The 15,430-nt window shown below is 69.7% G+C and carries 14 protein-coding genes; 11 read left to right on the forward strand and 3 right to left on the reverse strand.

Features of this window, described 5'->3' with window-relative positions; all coding sequences use genetic code 11:
- Positions 1 to 90: 90 nt before the first annotated feature.
- Positions 91 to 3,399: a DEAD/DEAH box helicase gene (locus BO221_RS20070; protein ID WP_073562084.1), complete on the reverse strand. Its 3,309-nt coding sequence runs from the start codon at positions 3,397 to 3,399 to the stop codon at positions 91 to 93.
- Between the two features lie 160 nt (positions 3,400 to 3,559).
- Here BO221_RS20070 and BO221_RS20075 point away from each other — a divergent pair, with 160 nt between their 5' ends.
- The 10 genes from BO221_RS20075 to BO221_RS53850 all read left to right on the forward strand — a co-directional run bounded on the left by BO221_RS20075 (position 3,560) and on the right by BO221_RS53850 (position 12,348).
- Positions 3,560 to 4,546 (forward strand): D-glycerate dehydrogenase, encoded by a 987-nt coding sequence (locus BO221_RS20075; RefSeq protein ID WP_073562085.1) that lies wholly within the window; start codon positions 3,560 to 3,562, stop codon positions 4,544 to 4,546.
- Positions 4,543 to 5,106 (forward strand): adenine phosphoribosyltransferase, encoded by a 564-nt coding sequence (locus BO221_RS20080; RefSeq protein WP_073562086.1) that lies wholly within the window; start codon positions 4,543 to 4,545, stop codon positions 5,104 to 5,106. The genes BO221_RS20075 and BO221_RS20080 overlap by 4 nt, the downstream gene beginning before the upstream one ends.
- Before the next feature lie 43 nt (positions 5,107 to 5,149).
- Positions 5,150 to 5,587, forward strand: coding sequence for a hypothetical protein (locus BO221_RS20085; RefSeq protein WP_143195566.1), 438 nt, complete (start codon positions 5,150 to 5,152; stop codon positions 5,585 to 5,587).
- A 106-nt stretch (positions 5,588 to 5,693) separates the two neighbouring features.
- Positions 5,694 to 6,107, forward strand: a complete 414-nt coding sequence (locus BO221_RS20090; RefSeq protein ID WP_073562088.1) for a DUF3574 domain-containing protein — start codon at positions 5,694 to 5,696, stop codon at positions 6,105 to 6,107.
- A 148-nt stretch (positions 6,108 to 6,255) separates the two neighbouring features.
- Positions 6,256 to 6,861 (forward strand): TetR/AcrR family transcriptional regulator, encoded by a 606-nt coding sequence (locus tag BO221_RS20095; RefSeq protein WP_073562089.1) that lies wholly within the window; start codon positions 6,256 to 6,258, stop codon positions 6,859 to 6,861.
- Positions 6,858 to 8,102, forward strand: a complete 1,245-nt coding sequence (locus BO221_RS20100) for an MFS transporter (protein ID WP_233166170.1) — start codon at positions 6,858 to 6,860, stop codon at positions 8,100 to 8,102. Before BO221_RS20095 ends, BO221_RS20100 begins: the two co-directional genes overlap by 4 nt.
- Positions 8,102 to 8,599, forward strand: a complete 498-nt coding sequence (coaD, locus tag BO221_RS20105; RefSeq protein ID WP_073562090.1) for a pantetheine-phosphate adenylyltransferase — start codon at positions 8,102 to 8,104, stop codon at positions 8,597 to 8,599. Before BO221_RS20100 ends, coaD begins: the two co-directional genes overlap by 1 nt.
- Positions 8,599 to 9,345: an MBL fold metallo-hydrolase gene (locus tag BO221_RS20110; RefSeq protein ID WP_073562091.1), complete on the forward strand. Its 747-nt coding sequence runs from the start codon at positions 8,599 to 8,601 to the stop codon at positions 9,343 to 9,345. Before coaD ends, BO221_RS20110 begins: the two co-directional genes overlap by 1 nt.
- A gap of 194 nt (positions 9,346 to 9,539) precedes the next feature.
- Positions 9,540 to 11,234: a bifunctional UDP-sugar hydrolase/5'-nucleotidase gene (locus BO221_RS20115; protein ID WP_073562092.1), complete on the forward strand. Its 1,695-nt coding sequence runs from the start codon at positions 9,540 to 9,542 to the stop codon at positions 11,232 to 11,234.
- 88 nt (positions 11,235 to 11,322) lie between these two features.
- Positions 11,323 to 12,348 (forward strand): hypothetical protein, encoded by a 1,026-nt coding sequence (locus BO221_RS53850; protein ID WP_073562093.1) that lies wholly within the window; start codon positions 11,323 to 11,325, stop codon positions 12,346 to 12,348.
- Between the two features lie 6 nt (positions 12,349 to 12,354).
- Here the strand turns inward: BO221_RS53850 and BO221_RS20125 are convergent, their stop codons facing one another.
- Positions 12,355 to 13,125 carry a YdcF family protein gene (locus tag BO221_RS20125; RefSeq protein WP_073562094.1) on the reverse strand — a complete coding sequence of 257 codons (771 nt, stop codon included), beginning with the start codon at positions 13,123 to 13,125 and terminating at the stop codon, positions 12,355 to 12,357.
- A 7-nt stretch (positions 13,126 to 13,132) separates the two neighbouring features.
- Positions 13,133 to 13,978 carry an NAD(+)/NADH kinase gene (locus BO221_RS20130; protein WP_073562095.1) on the reverse strand — a complete coding sequence of 282 codons (846 nt, stop codon included), beginning with the start codon at positions 13,976 to 13,978 and terminating at the stop codon, positions 13,133 to 13,135.
- A 101-nt stretch (positions 13,979 to 14,079) separates the two neighbouring features.
- Between BO221_RS20130 and BO221_RS20135 the strand changes: the two genes are divergently transcribed.
- Complete coding sequence (locus BO221_RS20135) at positions 14,080 to 15,411, forward strand: replication-associated recombination protein A (protein ID WP_073562096.1); 1,332 nt, start codon at positions 14,080 to 14,082, stop codon at positions 15,409 to 15,411.
- Positions 15,412 to 15,430 lie beyond the last annotated feature (19 nt).

Here is a 15,430-nt window from a genome sequence, read left to right on the forward strand (position 1 = left end):
TGCACAAGCGTTCCGTCCCGAGGCTCGTGCGGCAGCTTGCATGCACGGAGGGTGATGTGAGGAGTCAGACTCTTTTGTAGCCCTCCCGGGTCACTCGCCCTGGAAGAGGTCGACGATGTCCGACTCGGTCAGCAGCTTGCCGAAGTCTCCATCCGCGCTGAGCACGCCCGCGGCCAGGTCCTTCTTGCGCTTCTGGAGGCTGAGAATCTTCTCCTCCACAGTGCCGCGGGTAATGAGCTTGTAGCTGATGACGGCGCGCGTCTGGCCGATGCGGTGGGTACGGTCGGTCGCCTGGTCCTCCACGGCCGGGTTCCACCACGGATCGTAGTGGATGACGTAGTCGGCCGCGGTGAGGTTGAGGCCGGTGCCACCCGCCTTGAGGCTGATGAAGAAGAGCGGCGGCCCGTCCGGACGGTTGAACTCGTCCACCTTGCCCATGCGGTCCTTCGTGCGGCCGTCCAGGTAGAGATAGCGCAGGCCCCGGCGGTCCGCCTCGCCCTTGAGCAGCTCCAGCATCTCGGTGAACTGGCTGAAGACGAGCGCGCGGTGGCCCTCGGCGACGAGGTCGTCCACCAGCTGGCCGAAGCGCTCCAGCTTCGCGCTGCTGGGCAAGAGCGTGCCGGGCGGCATCTTGAGCAGGCGCGGATCGCAGCACACCTGACGCAGGCGCATGAGCGCCGCGAGGATGGAGACGCGGCTGCGCTTGAAGCCCATCTTCTCGATGGACTCGTTCACCTTGCGGCGGCTCTCCTCGAGCACCTCGCGGTAGAGCGCCGCCTGTCCGGGCTCCATCTCGCACCACGCCACGCTCTCCGTCTTGGGCGGCAGATCCTTGGCCACCTCCGTCTTCAGACGGCGCAGGATGAAGGGCTGGATGCGGCGGCGCAGGCGGTCGCGCACGTTGCTGTCGTTGGCCACCTGGATGGGCTGCTCGAAGCGGTCGCTGAAGCCCTCCGCGCTGCCGAGGAAGCCCGGCATCAGGAAGTCGAAGAGGCTCCACAGCTCGCTGAGCCGGTTCTCCAGCGGCGTACCCGTGAGCGCCAGCCGCGTGTCGCTCGGCAGCGACTTGCACGCCTGCGCCGTGGCGCTGTCCGCGTTCTTGATGTTCTGCGCCTCGTCGAGGATGACGTAGCGGAAGCCCACCTCGCTGAGCGCCTCCAGATCCCTGCGCACCAGCGCGTAGGACGTGAGCACGAGGTCCGCGCCCTTGAGATCCTCCACGCGCTCCTTGCGGTCCTGGCCGTGCCACACCACCGTCTTGAGGCCCGGGGTGAAGCGCTCGGCCTCGCGCTCCCAGTTGGCGAGCACGCTGGTGGGCGCCACCACGAGCGACGGCTTGCGGCCCTCATCGTTGGCCACCTTCTGCAGGAGGCTCAAGGACTGGATCGTCTTTCCGAGACCCATGTCGTCCGCGAGGATGCCGGACAGCCCGTGCCGGTGGAGGAACCACAGCCAGGACAGGCCCGCCTCCTGGTAGTGGCGCAACGTGGCCTGGAGACCCTCGGGCAGCGCCACCTTGGGCACGCCGTTGGTGTCGCGCAGCTCGGTCATCGCCTTGCGCGCCTTGGCCTCCACCTCGGTGAACTCGCCGAGCTCGATGAGCAGATCCAACGCGACGGCCTGGTGCAGCGGCAGGCGCGTGCGGGTACGGCCGGGCATGGCGCCAGCCTCTTCCAACAGGTCCGCGGCGCGCTTGAGCTCCGCGAGGTCCGCCTCGGCGTAGGTGCCATCCTTCAGCGGCACGAAGCGCCGGCCCGAGTCGAGCCACATGCGCACCGCGCCCAGGTCCACCGCCTGGTCATCGGTGACGAACTCGGCATCCAGCTCGAACCAGCTCACCCCGCTCATGCCCACACGGATGCGCGGACGCAGCTTGGGCCGCAGGCGCACCTTGGGCGCCTGCACACCGTAGCGCTCCCAGTCCTCGGGCAGCGAGGCGAGCCCGCGCGCCCAGAACTCGATGGCCCCATCTCCACTCGTCTCGTAGGCGTGGGTGTGGCCGTCGTAGCGCATGCCCAGCTCCTGCAGGCGCTTGCCCGCTGCGCGCTCCAGCTCCTCGCGGCGCCGGTACAGCTTGCGGCCATCCGTGCCCACGCCACTGGCGTAGCCCAGATGCGAGGCCGTGGGAGACACGGGCACGGTGGTCTGCCCGTAGCGCGCCGCCAGCTGCACCTTCACGCGCTCGGGCGTCCCCTCGAGCGTGAGCAGGAAGCGGGGCTCCACGGACTCGTCCACGTCGATGTCGTCCGCCTTGAGCGCCATCTGGAAGCGCGGCAGGTGCGCGGCGAAGAACGTGAGCACCCGGTCCAACTGCCCCACTGGGAAGGACATGGTGGGCTCCAGCAGCCACTTGCGCACCAGCCGAGGCGGCAGATCCGGCTCCACCGGCGAGAGCGTCTGCGCGGTGATGATGTACGTGCGCATGCCCGCCAGCAGGATGGCGTCCTTGAGGGACAGGCTCGCCCCATCCGGCATGAGCAGCTCGATACGGGCCGTGGCTCCGTCCGGGCGGGACTCGAGGTGGATCTGCGGCCGCACTGGCTCGTCCGAGAAGAGCAGCGCGGTGCCGCGGTAGATGACGCGGCGCTGGCGCAGGAACTCGAACATCTCGCACAGGTCCTCGTCGGAGAGGACGATGCGCGAGTCGTACCGCTGCTCGTGCTTGGCGAGCAGGATGAAGACGCGCTCGTCCGCCGGGGCGATGCGGGTGCCGGCCTGGAGCATGCGCTTGATGTGCACGGGCCCCTTCATCTGCGCGTCCTGGCGGCGCACGTCCATCAACCAGTGACGGCCACCGGGACCCGTGTTGGAGGGCGTGAGCCGGTAGAGGAACTCGTAGTCCGGCAGGGCGGAGAGGCCCAGCCAGCTCTCCACCTTGGCGAGCGCGGGGAGGCTCACCGCGTCCATCAGGGGCGAGTCCACCGAGGGGACGGGAACCTCGGAATCAGCGTCCACCTCGCCGTCCACCGGGGCCTCCTCGGAAGCGGCGTCGGCCACGGGAACGGCGGGCTTGGGGGCAGAGGCGGCCGAGGCAGCGGATGCGGCGGCCGCCGAGGAGGCGATCATCGAAGCGCGCAGCCGCGCGGCGTAGACGAGCGCCGCGGCCACCACGTGCTTGCAATGCGGCCCGTAGGCGTTCCACGACTGGCAGGTGCACTTGGAGGTGGGCTTGCCGTTGCCCACCTCGAGCGACACCTCGTAGCGCTCCTGCGGCGAGGAAGAGCTGGCCACCTGGGCACGGATGACATCTCCCTCCCGTTGAAGGCCGAAGACGCGGCGCGTTTCCGCGACTTCGCGGCCCTTCTTGAAGGTGGTGGGCTGAACTTCCGCCTTGAGGGCGCGCAGCCACTGGCCATCAGGCGGGAAAGAGGCTTCTCGGTTGTCGGCGGTGGAGGGCACGTTCTCGCAAGTCCCTTCCCCCCCGGTGGCGAGGGGAATCCATTCGATTACCACAGACGGGGCAGCCTCCGTCGTGGGAAAAATGCAGGTCGATGACCGGGCGATGGTTGCTCGGTCATCCACCGCACGGCTCGCGGCTGTGCGAGCATCGGCGGTCGACATGGAACGCCCCACACGCCCCCGAGTTTTCGTCACGCGACAACTTCCCGGAGACGCGCTGGCCCGGCTGGCCGCTCAGGTCTCACTCCGGGTGTGGGAAGAGCAGTTGCCTCCCCCACGCGACGTCCTGCTCTCGGAGGCCCGGGAGGTGGACGGGCTCATCACCCTGCTGACCGACCGGGTGGACGAGCCCCTGCTCGACAGCGCCCACCGCCTCCGGGCCGTCAGCAACGTGGCCGTCGGGTACGACAACATCGACGTGGCGGCGTGCACCGCGCGGCGCATCCCCGTGGGCAATACGCCGGGGGTGCTCACGGAAACGACGGCGGACTTCGCCTTCGCCCTGCTGATGGGGCTGACGCGGCGGGTGGCCGAGGCGGACGCGTACGTCCGGGCGGGCCGGTGGAGGACGTGGGAGCCCGGCCTGTTGCTGGGCAGGGACGTGTACGGGGCGACCCTCGGCATCGTGGGGATGGGAGCCATCGGCGCGGCGATGGCCCGGCGGGCGCGCGGCTTCGGGATGCGGCTGCTCTACGTCAACCGCCGGGCCCGGCCGGACCTGGAGGCGGAGCTGGGCCTCACCCGCGTGGACAAGGCCACACTGCTGGCCGAGTCGGACTTCATCTCGCTGCACGTGCCGCTGAACGCGGAGACCCGGCACTGGCTGGGCCGGGCGGAATTCGCGGCCATGAAGCCGGGAGCCATGCTGGTGAACACGGCCCGGGGGCCGGTGGTGGACCAGGCCGCCCTGGTGGAGGCGCTGTCGGGCGGACACCTGGGCGGCGCCGCGCTGGATGTGACGGACCCGGAGCCCCTGCCCTCCGACAGTCCGTTGATGACCCTTCCCAACGTCCTGCTCGCCCCCCACATCGCGAGCGCCAGCCACGCAACCCGTGGACGCATGGCCTCCATGGCGGTGGATAATCTCCTCGCCGCGCTGGAAGGGCGGAAGCCCCCTCACTGCGTCAACCCGGAGCTCTTCACATGAGCAACACCCCTCCCCTCTTCGTCCCCGGCCATGACTCCAACCTCGTCGAGGACTTGAAGGCCCGCGTCCGCGACGTGCCGGACTTCCCCAAGCCGGGGATCCTCTTCAAGGACGTGACGCCGGTGCTGGCGGATCCGCACCTCTTCGGGCGGGTGGTGAACGCGATGGCCGCGCCCTTCCGGGGCCGCCACATCCACAAGGTGGTGGGTGTGGAGGCGCGCGGCTTCCTCCTCGGCGCCCCCATCGCCCTGGCGCTGCACACGGGCTTCGCTCCGGCGCGCAAGCCGGGAAAGCTGCCCTACAAGACAGTGACGGAGCGCTACTCACTGGAGTACGGCGACGACGGGCTGCAGCTCCACGAGGACGCGGTGGGCCGCGGGGACCGGGTGCTCATCGTGGACGATCTGCTGGCCACCGGAGGCACAGCGGCGGCGACGGCGCGCCTGGTGACGAAGCTCGGCGGTGAAGTGGTGGGTTTCAGCTTCCTCGTCTCGCTGGACTTCCTGCCCGGGCGCGAGCGGCTGGGCGCCGAGAAGGTCTGCGCGTTGCTGTCCTACTGAGCGCCCAGCTCATGGCGGTGAGGGCCATTCCCCGGGAACAACCATGCCGAAACAGAACACAATAGAGCTGGTATCGGGCCGGACCATCCACTTGCGGTTCCTCGAGCAGTCGCTGGTGTACGAGGAGCCGATTCCGGGAGTTCCGAAATGGGAGGACAGCCAGCGTATCGTCGAACGCTTCCTGGAGAGGGCACGCAAACACTCCAATGGGTACGCGCCCTACTTGATCCCTCCTCCCGAGCGGCCCATCGGGGAGCCACGCCCCCCGTTCGCCGAAAGCAGTCAGCCGATGCTCCTCCCCCCGGTGGTCTGCGTCGCCCGCTTCTATTCGCACTACGAGGCCAGTGACCCCTCCAAGGACTACTCAGGGCTGGCCGTGCTCTGGTTCCAGGACGAGTTCGCCTTCCCCATCGACCCCGTGGTGATGAAGCACCTGAGGGAGCTCGACTGGGAACGCCACGCCATCGACTACGACTATTGAGGCGCCTGGGCGCGAGCGGCCAGGCCACGAGAAGGTCCGAGCGCGGCTCTCGCACGGAAGGGGCTCACCTGGAAGCAGCAGGAACTTTTCGCTACAACGGGCCGTCATGCACTTCCCCCGCCTGCTGACGCCCGTCCTGCTCTCCCTCGCCGTGCTCACCTCCGCTTGCGGAGAGCCGGAAGCCGCCTGCCTCGTCGGTGCACAGCAGGCGCGCACGGAGTTGCTGTTCGGCCTGGACCGCGACGGCGCGCCGCCTATCAGCGACACCGAGTGGCAGGGCTTCGTCGACACCTCCGTCACGCCTCTTTTCAAGGAGGGGCTGACCATCGTCGACGCCGGCGGGCAGTACCTCATGGCGACGGGCGAGCTGGTCAAGGAGAACAGCAAGCTCATGATCCTCCTGCACGACGGCAGCAGTGGGCGCTCGAAGGACATCGACGCCATCCGCGACGCGTTCAAGCAGCAATTCAACCAGGAGGCAGTCCTGCGCATCGACACCACCGCCTGCGTGGCCTTCTGAGCTCCAACGCGCGCCCCCTCCCCTCTCCCCTCGGGAGAGGGACGGGGTGAGGGTAGCTCGCACCCCAGGTTGAACCCCGCAGTCCCAGTTGACGCCCTGGGTCCACGGAATTATAAGTTGGTTGACCAACCTAGAAACGGAGCCGCGGATGGCCCGCCCATCGAACACGGAGGAGCGCCGGCAGCAGATCGTCGAGGGTCTGCTGCGCGTCATGGCCGAGCGCGGCTACGAGCGCGCGTCCATCGCGGAAATCGCGAAGGCGGCGGGACTCAGCCCGGGACTGGTGCACTACCACTTCACGGAGAAGCAGGAGATCCTCCTGACGCTGGTGGAGCAACTCGCGGGGCGCGTGCGCGAGCGGGTGAAGACGCGGCTGGAGCGGGTGAAGGGCGGAGCGCGGGCGCAGGTGGACGCGTTCCTCGACGCATTCCTGGCCACGGGAGAGGACGCGGACCCCGCCTCGGTGGCCGCGTGGGTGACCATCAGCGCGGAGGCCGTGCGGCAGCCCGAGGTGCGCGCGGCCTACGAAAAGGTGGTGCGCGCGGACCTCGAGCTCCTGGAGGAGCTGGTGGGCGCGGTCATCGGCCGCCGGCGGGCGCGAGCGGTGGCGGCGGGCCTCTTCGCGGCGGTGCAGGGCTACTTCGTCCTCTCGACGGCGGCACCGGGCCTCACGCCTGCGGGCTCCGCCGCGGGCACGGTGAAACGCATGGCCGCGGGGCTGCTCGACGCGGCCGAGTCTCCGGAGGGCACATGAAGACCTCGCTGAACACTCCCATGAAGCTCGGGCTGCTCACGAGCCTCTACCTCTCGCAGGGCCTGCCCTTCGGCTTCTTCACCCAGACGCTGCCCGTGCTGCTGCGCAAACAGGGCATGTCGCTGCCGGACATCGGCCTGGCGAACCTGCTCGCGCTGCCCTGGGCGCTCAAGTTCCTCTGGGCCCCGCTCATGGACCGGTACGGCTCGGAGCGCCTGGGCCGGCGGCGCGGCTACATCCTCCCGCTTCAGTTCCTCTCGGCGGTGCTGCTCCTGGGGCTCGCCCTTCCCGAGGGCACGGTGAGCATCCCCGCGCTCCTCGGAGCCGTGCTGCTCGTCAACGTGCTGGCGGCCACGCAGGACGTGGCCACCGACGGGCTCGCGGTGGAGCTGCTCGAGCGCCACGAGCGCGGCTGGGGCAACGGCATCCAGGTGGCCGGCTACCGCGTGGGGATGATCCTCGGCGGCGGGCTGATGCTCATCCTCATCGACACCCTGGGCTGGCGCTCCACCCTGCTGAGCATGGGCGTGATGCTGCTCGTGGCCACGGTGCCGGTGGCCCTGTTCCGCGAGCCCCCCTCCCCCGCGTCCGGACACGAGGCCGCGGGCCTCGGGCCCTGGCTCCGCGAATCCCTGCTGTCCTGGACGCGGCGTCCCGGCGCGGGCACGTGGCTCACCCTGCTCGTCCTCTTCAAGGCGGGCGAGCACCTGGCCACGGGCATGCTGCGCACCTTCCTCGTCGACGTGGGGCTGGAACTGGCCCAGGTGGGGTGGATGCTCGGCATCGTGGGCTTCACCACGGGGCTGCTGGGCGCGCTCATCGGCGGGGCGCTCGTCAACCGGCTGGGCCAACGGCGCGCGCTGCTCGTCTTCGGCACGCTGCAGGCGGCGGCGGTGCTCCTCTACGCCCTGGCCGCGCTCGGTGCCTCCGTGCCCGTGCTCGCCCTCGTCTGCGGCGTGGAGCACCTGGCGAGCGGCATGGCCACCGCCACCCTCTTCACGGTGATGATGGACCAGTGCCGCCCGGAGCACGCCGCGTCCGACTACACGCTGCAGGCCTCGCTCGTGGTGTTCGCCACCGGCGCCGCCGCGGCCGTGAGTGGCTTCAGCGCACAGGCCTTCGGCTACGCGTGGCACTTCACGCTCTCGGCGGCCGTCTGCGCCCTGGCCGTCGTCTGGGTGGCCCTCACCTTCCATCCTCCCCGGACGCTCGCGCCCGGGGCTCACCCGGAGGTGTCGTGATGACCATCGCCGTCTACGCCGGCAGCTTCGACCCGGTGACCGCTGGCCACCTCTCCGTCATCCGTCAGGCCGCGCGCCTCTTCGGCCATGTCGTGGTGGTGGTGGCCATCAACCCCGAGAAGCGCACCCTCCTCTCCGTGGCCGAGCGCGTGGAATTGCTGCGCGAGGTGGTGGCGCTCCACCCCAACGTCACCGTGGCCAGCACCGAGGGCCTCATCGTGGACTACGCGCGGGCCATCGGCGCCAGCGTGCTGCTGCGCGGGGTGCGTGGCGCCACGGATGCCCAGTTCGAAACGACGCTGGCCCAGGCCAACCGCGCGCTCGCCCCGGACCTGGCCACCCTCTTCCTTCCCGCCGAGTCCCACCTCGCCGAGGTGAGCAGCAGCAGCCTCAAGGAGAAGCTGGCGCGCGGCGAGGACGTTTCCGGCTTCTGCCCGCCCGCCGTCGCGGCGAAACTGCGGTCTCGGTTGAGTCCCCCTTCCCTCCGGAGCCCGTGATGAGCCTGTCCTTCGTCACCCTCGGCGTTGGCGATGCCTTCTCCGCGCTGCACTACTCCTCGTGTCTGGCGCTCGAAGCCGAGGGCCAGGTGCTGCTCATCGACTGCCCCCACCCCATCCGCAAGATGATGCGCGAGGCCAGCCTCTCCTCGGGTGTGGAGCTGGACGCGGACCGCGTGTCGGGCCTCGTCCTCACCCACCTGCACGCGGACCACAGCTCCGGCGTGGAGGGGCTCGGATACTTCTCCTTCTTCGTGCTCAAACGGAAGCTGAAGCTGCTCGCCCACCCGGACGTGACGCGCCGGTTGTGGGAAGGCCACCTCGCCGCGGGCATGGAGGACCTCATCCGCAAGCCCGGCGGCGAGCCGCAGCGCCATGGCTTCGAGGACTACTTCGAGCCCCACCCGCTCTCCACCGAGGCCGCCGTGCGCTTTGGCCCCTTCTCCATCGAGAGCCGCCTCACCTACCACCACGTGCCCACCACGGCCCTGCGCATCCGCGCCGGCGGGCGCTGCCTGGGTTACAGCGCCGACACCGCCTACGACGAGGACCTCATCTCCTGGCTCGCCGAAGCGGACCTCGTGGTGCACGAGACGAACTACGGCGTGCACACGCCCTACGAGAAGCTGGCCGCGCTGCCCGCCACCCTTCGCGCGAAGATGCGGCTCATCCACTACCCGGATGACTTCGACCTCGGGGCAAGCAACATCGAGCCGCTCGCGCAGGGGCGCCGCTACACCGTCTGAGCTCCGCTTCCCGAGCGAGCGGGCGTGCTCCATCTCCGTCCCCGTCTCCCACTCGTAGTGAAGCGTCTCCGGAGCCGTGAAGCCTCCCGGGCGAGGAAGGAGACGGGCATCGCCACACCGCGTTACGGGAAGGTCACGCGAAAGGATGCACAAGCGAGCCGGAAATGGGACATTGGCCCCACTGACGAACACCCATGTCCTTCCCGTCCCGCACGCCGAGCCCCCTGGCCACCCTCCTGGCCGCCCTGCTTCTCGCCGCTGGTTGCGCCTCGTTGCCCGGGAGCGCCCCCGCGTCCTCCACGGCCGCGGAGCCCAAACCCGCCGACAACGCGGCCACCGAGGCGGCGCAGGACGAGGAGCCCACCGTCACGCTCACGCTGCTGCACGTCAACGACGTGTACCAGTTCACCCCGGTGGACTTCGGGGCCCGGGGCGGACTGGGGCGGCTCTCCACGCTGCGCAAGCAGGTGCTCGCCGAGTCGCCGAACACGCTGTTCCTCATGGCCGGTGACACGCTGGGGCCCTCCGTGGAGTCCACCTTCCACAAGGGCAAGCAGATGATCGACGCGTGGAACGCGCTGGGCCTGGACTTCGCGGTGCTGGGCAACCACGAGTTCGACTTCGGTCCCGACGTGATGCGCGAGCGCATCCAGGAGTCCCGCTTCACCTGGCTGGGCGCCAACGTCATGGACAAGAAGACGGGCCGCACCTTCGCGGACACCCCGCCCTTCGTCATCCGCGACGTGGGCGGCGTGAAGGTGGGCATCTTCGGGGTGCTGCTGGGCAAGACGAAGTACAGCTCCAAGCCGGGGCCGGACGTGTTCTTCACGGACACGTGCGCCAAGGCGCGCGAGCTGGTGCCGCAGATGCGCAAGCAGGGCGCGCAGATCGTCATCGGGCTCACGCACCTGTTCGTCGCCGAGGACAAGGTGCTCGCCCGCTGCGCCCCCATCGATCTCATCATCGGTGGCCACGAGCACGTGATGATGCAGGCGGTGTCCAACGGCACGCCCATCGTCAAGATGTCCTCCGAGGCGCGGGAGCTGGGGCGCGTCACCCTGCATGTGGGCACCCAGAGCGGCAAGCTCAAGAGCATGGACTTCGACGCGCTGCCGGTGACGCCCGAGGTGCCGGAGGACCCCGCCTTCGCCAGCGCCATGCGCGAGTACGACGCGATGATGGCCGATCTGTCCCAGCCCGTGGGCCGCACGCAGGTGCCTCTGGATGCCCTCGAGGGCTCCAACCGCAGCCACGAGACGAACCTGGCCTCCTTCGTCGCGGACGCCTACCGCAAGGCCGCCGGCGCGGAGGTGGCGCTCATCAATGGGGGCTCCATCCGCTCGGACTCGGTGCTGAGGCCGGGCCCGCTCACCCGGCGCGACGTGCTGGCCATCCACCCCTACCCGGGCTCGGTGGTGAGCATCGAGGTGTCGGGCGCGGTGCTGCGCCAGGCGCTCGAGCACGGTGTCAGCCGCAGCGCCGAGGAGACGGATCCCGGCCGTTTCCCCCAGGTCTCCGGCATCCAGTACGCCTTCGACGTGTGCCGCCCCGCGGGCGATCGGATCGTCCGAGTCACCGTGAATGGCGAGCCGCTGGACGTGAAGCGCACGTACACGCTGGCCACCAACTCGTACATGTCCGGCGGCGGTGACGGGTACTCCATGTTCAAGGGCGCGAAGTACCGCGTCGCTCCGGACGAGGGCCGCACCACGCAGGACGTTCTGCGCGATGCCTTCGCCTCCGCCGAGGCCATTGCCCCCACCACCACCGGCCGCATCGAGCGGCTGCGCGGGGGCGCTCGTGAGGTCGCGAGCAAGGTCGACACGGAGCACGAGGAGGACAAGAAGGTCGTGTCCTGCCCGGGCACGGCGCGCGCGCAGCAGCAGTAGGACGCAGGGCCTGGAGCTCACACGAGCTCACACAAAAGGGGGGGCCATGACGGGCATGCCGGAGAGGTCCAGGTTGGGACCGGGACTCATGAGGTCCGCCGTGCTGGCACTGGCCCTGGGGAGTGCCGGGTGCATTGTCGGTGAGCCTCCCGGCAACACCGGAGACGTGGCTGACAGCGGAACCTCGGGCCTCCCCGACAGTGGAACCTCGGGCCTCCCCGACAGTGGGACACCGGATGTCCCCGACAGCGGAACCTCGGGCGTCCCCGACAGCGGAACACCGCCCCCGGGAACGTTCTCCTGCCCCACCGCCCGCAGCACCGTCGACCGTGCCGACAGCACCACGGACTACAAGGTGAAGTTCCTTTATGTGCTGCCCTCGGACGAGGTGGATCGGTCTCTCGATATCAACGGGGCCATCTGCCGGTCCGTCCAGGCCCAGAACACCTGGTTCACCTCGCAGACGACGAACGGGGCGGGGTTTCGCTACGACCTGTCCTCGTCCGTGCTGGACATCCAGTTCGTGCGCCTGTCGAAGACCGATGCCCAGATGAAGGGCACGGACACCACCGGTGACATCAACACCGGCCATGCCTATGTGCGCGACCGCATCGAGCGGGAGCTGACGGCCATGGGCGTCATCAACGACACCCGGAAGCTGTACGCGGTCTACTACGGAGGCACCAGCGAGTGGGCGTGTGGCGGAGCCACGTGGCCCCCGGTGATCATCGGCAAGGTGGTCGCCCTCTATCTCAACGGACTGCCCAGCAGTCCGGTCCCGTGCGCCTCCAACCCGGTGGGAAATTCGAGCACGGTGCCCGGGTACATCGAATACGCCATGCTGCACGAGATGGTGCACGGGCTGGGCTTCGTTCCCGATGCCGCCCCCAACGAGCACTCGAGTGGCCACGTCTACGCTCTGGCGAGGGACTTGATGTACTCGCCCCGCCCGGGAACGTCGGATCCGTATTGGGACATCTACTCCCCCCTTGGGGTGGTGCTCGACTCCGGGCGTGACCAGTACTACGGCCATGGAGGCAGTCAGCTCGACCTGGCCGACAGCGCGTTCCTCCAGCCGCTCCCCGCCGGGGCGGCGGCTCCGCCTGGGTGGTGAGGGGGCTCAGGCCCAGCCGCGCAGCCGGTAGACGAAGCGCCCGAAGAGCTCGCGCAGGGCATCCGTCCCCGCCGACAGGTTGGAGGCCCGCGGCTGCCACCACGACCCGCGCAGGTGCCAGTCGTGCGCGCGCACGTCCACCACCAGCGTGTCCGGCTTCAGCCCCACCGCCTCGAAGGTGCCCAGTGCCCGCGGCATGTGCGCCGCGCTCGTCACCAGCACCAGCTTCCGCCAGCCCTTCTCCCGGATGAGGCGCTCGGCCTCCACCGCGTTCTCCCGCGTGTTGCGGCTGCGCCTCTCCAGCACCATCCGCTCCGGCTCGATTCCCCACAGCCGCAACTGCCGCGCCAGGATGTCCGCCTCCACCAGCGCTCCGGGCCGCGTGTCCAGCGTTCCTCCCACAATCAGCACCTGGCGCGCCCTCCCCTGCAGCAGCAGCTCGTAGCCGCGGAGGATCCGCTCCACCGGGTGGGTGTACTCGGGCAGGCCCGAGCGCTCGGTGGCGTCCGCGTCCACCGCTCCACCCAGCACGATGACGGCGTCGTAGACCGTGTCCGGCCGGTACGTGGACACCGCATCCGCCTCCACCCACCGCTGCAGACCCGTGGCCGTGGGCTCGAGCGAGAAGACGTACACCACCAGCAGCCCCAGCACCTGCAGTCCCGCCGCCAGCCGCGCCCGCCTCCGGCGCAGCAGCAGCCCCATCAGCCCCAGCAGCAGGCCCCAGGAGAGCGGCGCGAGCAGCAGATCCAACACCTTGGACAGGAAGACGAACACGCCCGCGCTACCGCTCGCCCCAGTGGAGCTTCTGCCGGAGGATGGTGAAGTAGCCCACGCGGGTGTTGCGCACCAGGTTCACCCGGTTGGGCGAGCGCACCACCTCGATGCTGTCGCCGCACTGCAGGCCGTGGCCCGTCTGACCATCCAGCGTGAGGAAGGTGTCCGCCGTATCGCTGGCCAGGGTGATGCGGATGGTCCGGTCCGCCGGCACGATGATGGGGCGGTGCGTGAGCGCGTGCGAGCAGATGGGCGTGAGTACCGTGCAATCCACCGAGGGGTGCACGATGGGCCCTCCCGCGGACAGGGAGTACGCGGTGGAGCCGGTGGGCGTGGACAGGATGACGCCGTCCGCCTTGTACGTGGCGATGGGCACGCCCTCGACGGACACCTCGTGGTCCGCGATGCGCGCCAGCGCGCCCTTGTTGATGACCACGTCGTTGAGGACCTCGTCCTGCACCAGCACCTTGCCGTCGCGCACCAGCCGGGAGCAGAGCTTCATCCGCGAGTCCGTCTTGAAGCGGCCGGCGAGCACCTCGTCCAGGGAGAGGAACAGCTCCTCGACGGGGATTTCCGTCATGAAGCCCAGGCTGCCCAGGTTGACGCCGAGAATCGGCGTGGGGCGTCCGTCCAGCAGCCGGGCCGCGTGGATGAGGGTTCCATCTCCACCCAGCACCACCACCAGGTCCGCCCGGGCGGCCAGCTCGCGGTCCTCCACCCGGGGCCAGCCGAGCGTATGGGCCAGGAGCCGGTCTCCCAGCACCTCATGGGTGGGGTAGCGCTCCCGGATGCGAGCGGCCAGCTCCGCCGCCTCGGGCTTGTCCTTCTTCGCGACGAGCAACAGGGTCTGCACGATGGGTCCAGGTTCTAGTCCAGGCGGCCAGGGGGGCGCTGGACGAAATGGCCGCTTCGATGACCCTGTGACACGTGGGACCCGGACGCCAGGATTGCTCCATGGACCTTTTCGAGCACGCGAGCCAGAGGGACCAGGCCACCCTGGCCCCCCTCGCCGAGCGGATGCGCCCCACCCGCCTGGAGGATTTCGTGGGGCAGGAGCACCTGACGGGCGAGGGCCGCTTCCTCCGCCGGGCCATCCAGCAGGACCAGGTGCCCTCGCTCATCCTCTGGGGCCCCCCGGGGACGGGGAAGACGACGCTCGCCCACGTCATCGCCCATTCCACCGGCGCCGCCTTCGAGTCCCTCTCCGCCGTGCTCTCCGGCGTGAAGGACATCCGCGAGACAGTGGCCCGCGCCCAGGAGCGCTGGAGGATGCACCGCCAGCGCACCCTGCTCTTCGTGGATGAGATCCACCGCTTCAACAAGGCGCAACAGGACGCGCTGCTGCCCCACGTGGAGAAGGGGACCGTCACCCTCATCGGGGCCACCACGGAGAACCCCTCCTTCGAGGTGAACGCCGCGCTCCTGTCCCGCGCCCGGGTCGTCACCCTGCGCGGGCTGGAGGAGGAGGAACTGGTGGCGCTGCTGCGCCGGGCGGTGGGGGACCCCAGGGGCCTCGGGGGCCGGGTCGAGGTGGACGAAGAGGCCCTCACCTTCATCGTCCAGGCCTCGGGAGGCGACGCGCGCCGGGCGCTCACCGCGCTGGAGGCTGCGGCCGCGCACGGGGGCTCCCGGGTGGACAAGGCCAGCGCCGAGGAGGCCCTGCAGCACAAGGCACTCCTGTACGACAAGGCGGGCGAGGAGCACTACAACGTCATCAGCGCCTTCATCAAATCCATGCGGGGCTCGGACGTGGACGCCGCGCTCTACTGGATGACGCGCATGCTGGAGGCGGGAGAGGACCCCGTCTTCATCCTCCGGCGCATGGTCATCTTCGCCTCGGAGGACATCGGCAACGCGGACCCCCGGGCCCTCAGCGTGGCGGTGGACGCGCTCCGGGCCTTCGAGCTGGTGGGTCTGCCCGAGGGCACCCTGCCCCTCACCCAGGCGGTGACGTACCTGGCGCTGGCGCCCAAGTCGAACGCCGTGCTTACCGCGTACGCAGCGGCGCGCACCGCCGTCACCGAGGGCGGGCCACTGCCCGTGCCCCTGCACCTGCGCAACGCGCCCACGAAGCTGATGAAGTCGCTGGGGTACGGCGCCGGCTACAAGTACCCCCACAACTTCGAGGGCAACTACGTCCCCGAGGACTACCTCCCGGAGGCCCTGCGGGGCCGGCACTTCTACCAGCCCACGCACAATGGCCTCGAGCGGGAGCTGGCCGAGCGCTACGAGGACATCCAACGCCAGCTCGCGGAGCGCTCCCGCGAGCCGGGGGAGGAAGGCTGAGCGGCCTCAGCCCTCGACA

It is taken from the genome of Archangium sp. Cb G35, from assembly GCF_001896145.1.
GTDB classification, from domain to species: Bacteria; Myxococcota; Myxococcia; order Myxococcales; family Myxococcaceae; genus Archangium; species Archangium violaceum.

Coding starts and splice junctions, on each gene's coding strand:
- BO221_RS20090 (WP_073562088.1), top strand. CDS start 5,694: ATGCACTTCCCCCGCCTGCTGACGCCCGTCCTGCTCTCCCTCGCCGTG.
- BO221_RS20080 (WP_073562086.1), top strand. CDS start 4,543: ATGAGCAACACCCCTCCCCTCTTCGTCCCCGGCCATGACTCCAACCTC.
- BO221_RS20115 (WP_073562092.1), top strand. CDS start 9,540: ATGTCCTTCCCGTCCCGCACGCCGAGCCCCCTGGCCACCCTCCTGGCC.
- BO221_RS53850 (WP_073562093.1), top strand. CDS start 11,323: ATGAGGTCCGCCGTGCTGGCACTGGCCCTGGGGAGTGCCGGGTGCATT.
- BO221_RS20075 (WP_073562085.1), top strand. CDS start 3,560: ATGGAACGCCCCACACGCCCCCGAGTTTTCGTCACGCGACAACTTCCC.
- BO221_RS20100 (WP_233166170.1), top strand. CDS start 6,858: ATGAAGACCTCGCTGAACACTCCCATGAAGCTCGGGCTGCTCACGAGC.
- BO221_RS20110 (WP_073562091.1), top strand. CDS start 8,599: ATGAGCCTGTCCTTCGTCACCCTCGGCGTTGGCGATGCCTTCTCCGCG.
- BO221_RS20135 (WP_073562096.1), top strand. CDS start 14,080: ATGGACCTTTTCGAGCACGCGAGCCAGAGGGACCAGGCCACCCTGGCC.
- coaD (WP_073562090.1), top strand. CDS start 8,102: ATGACCATCGCCGTCTACGCCGGCAGCTTCGACCCGGTGACCGCTGGC.
- BO221_RS20095 (WP_073562089.1), top strand. CDS start 6,256: ATGGCCCGCCCATCGAACACGGAGGAGCGCCGGCAGCAGATCGTCGAG.
- BO221_RS20085 (WP_143195566.1), top strand. CDS start 5,150: ATGCCGAAACAGAACACAATAGAGCTGGTATCGGGCCGGACCATCCAC.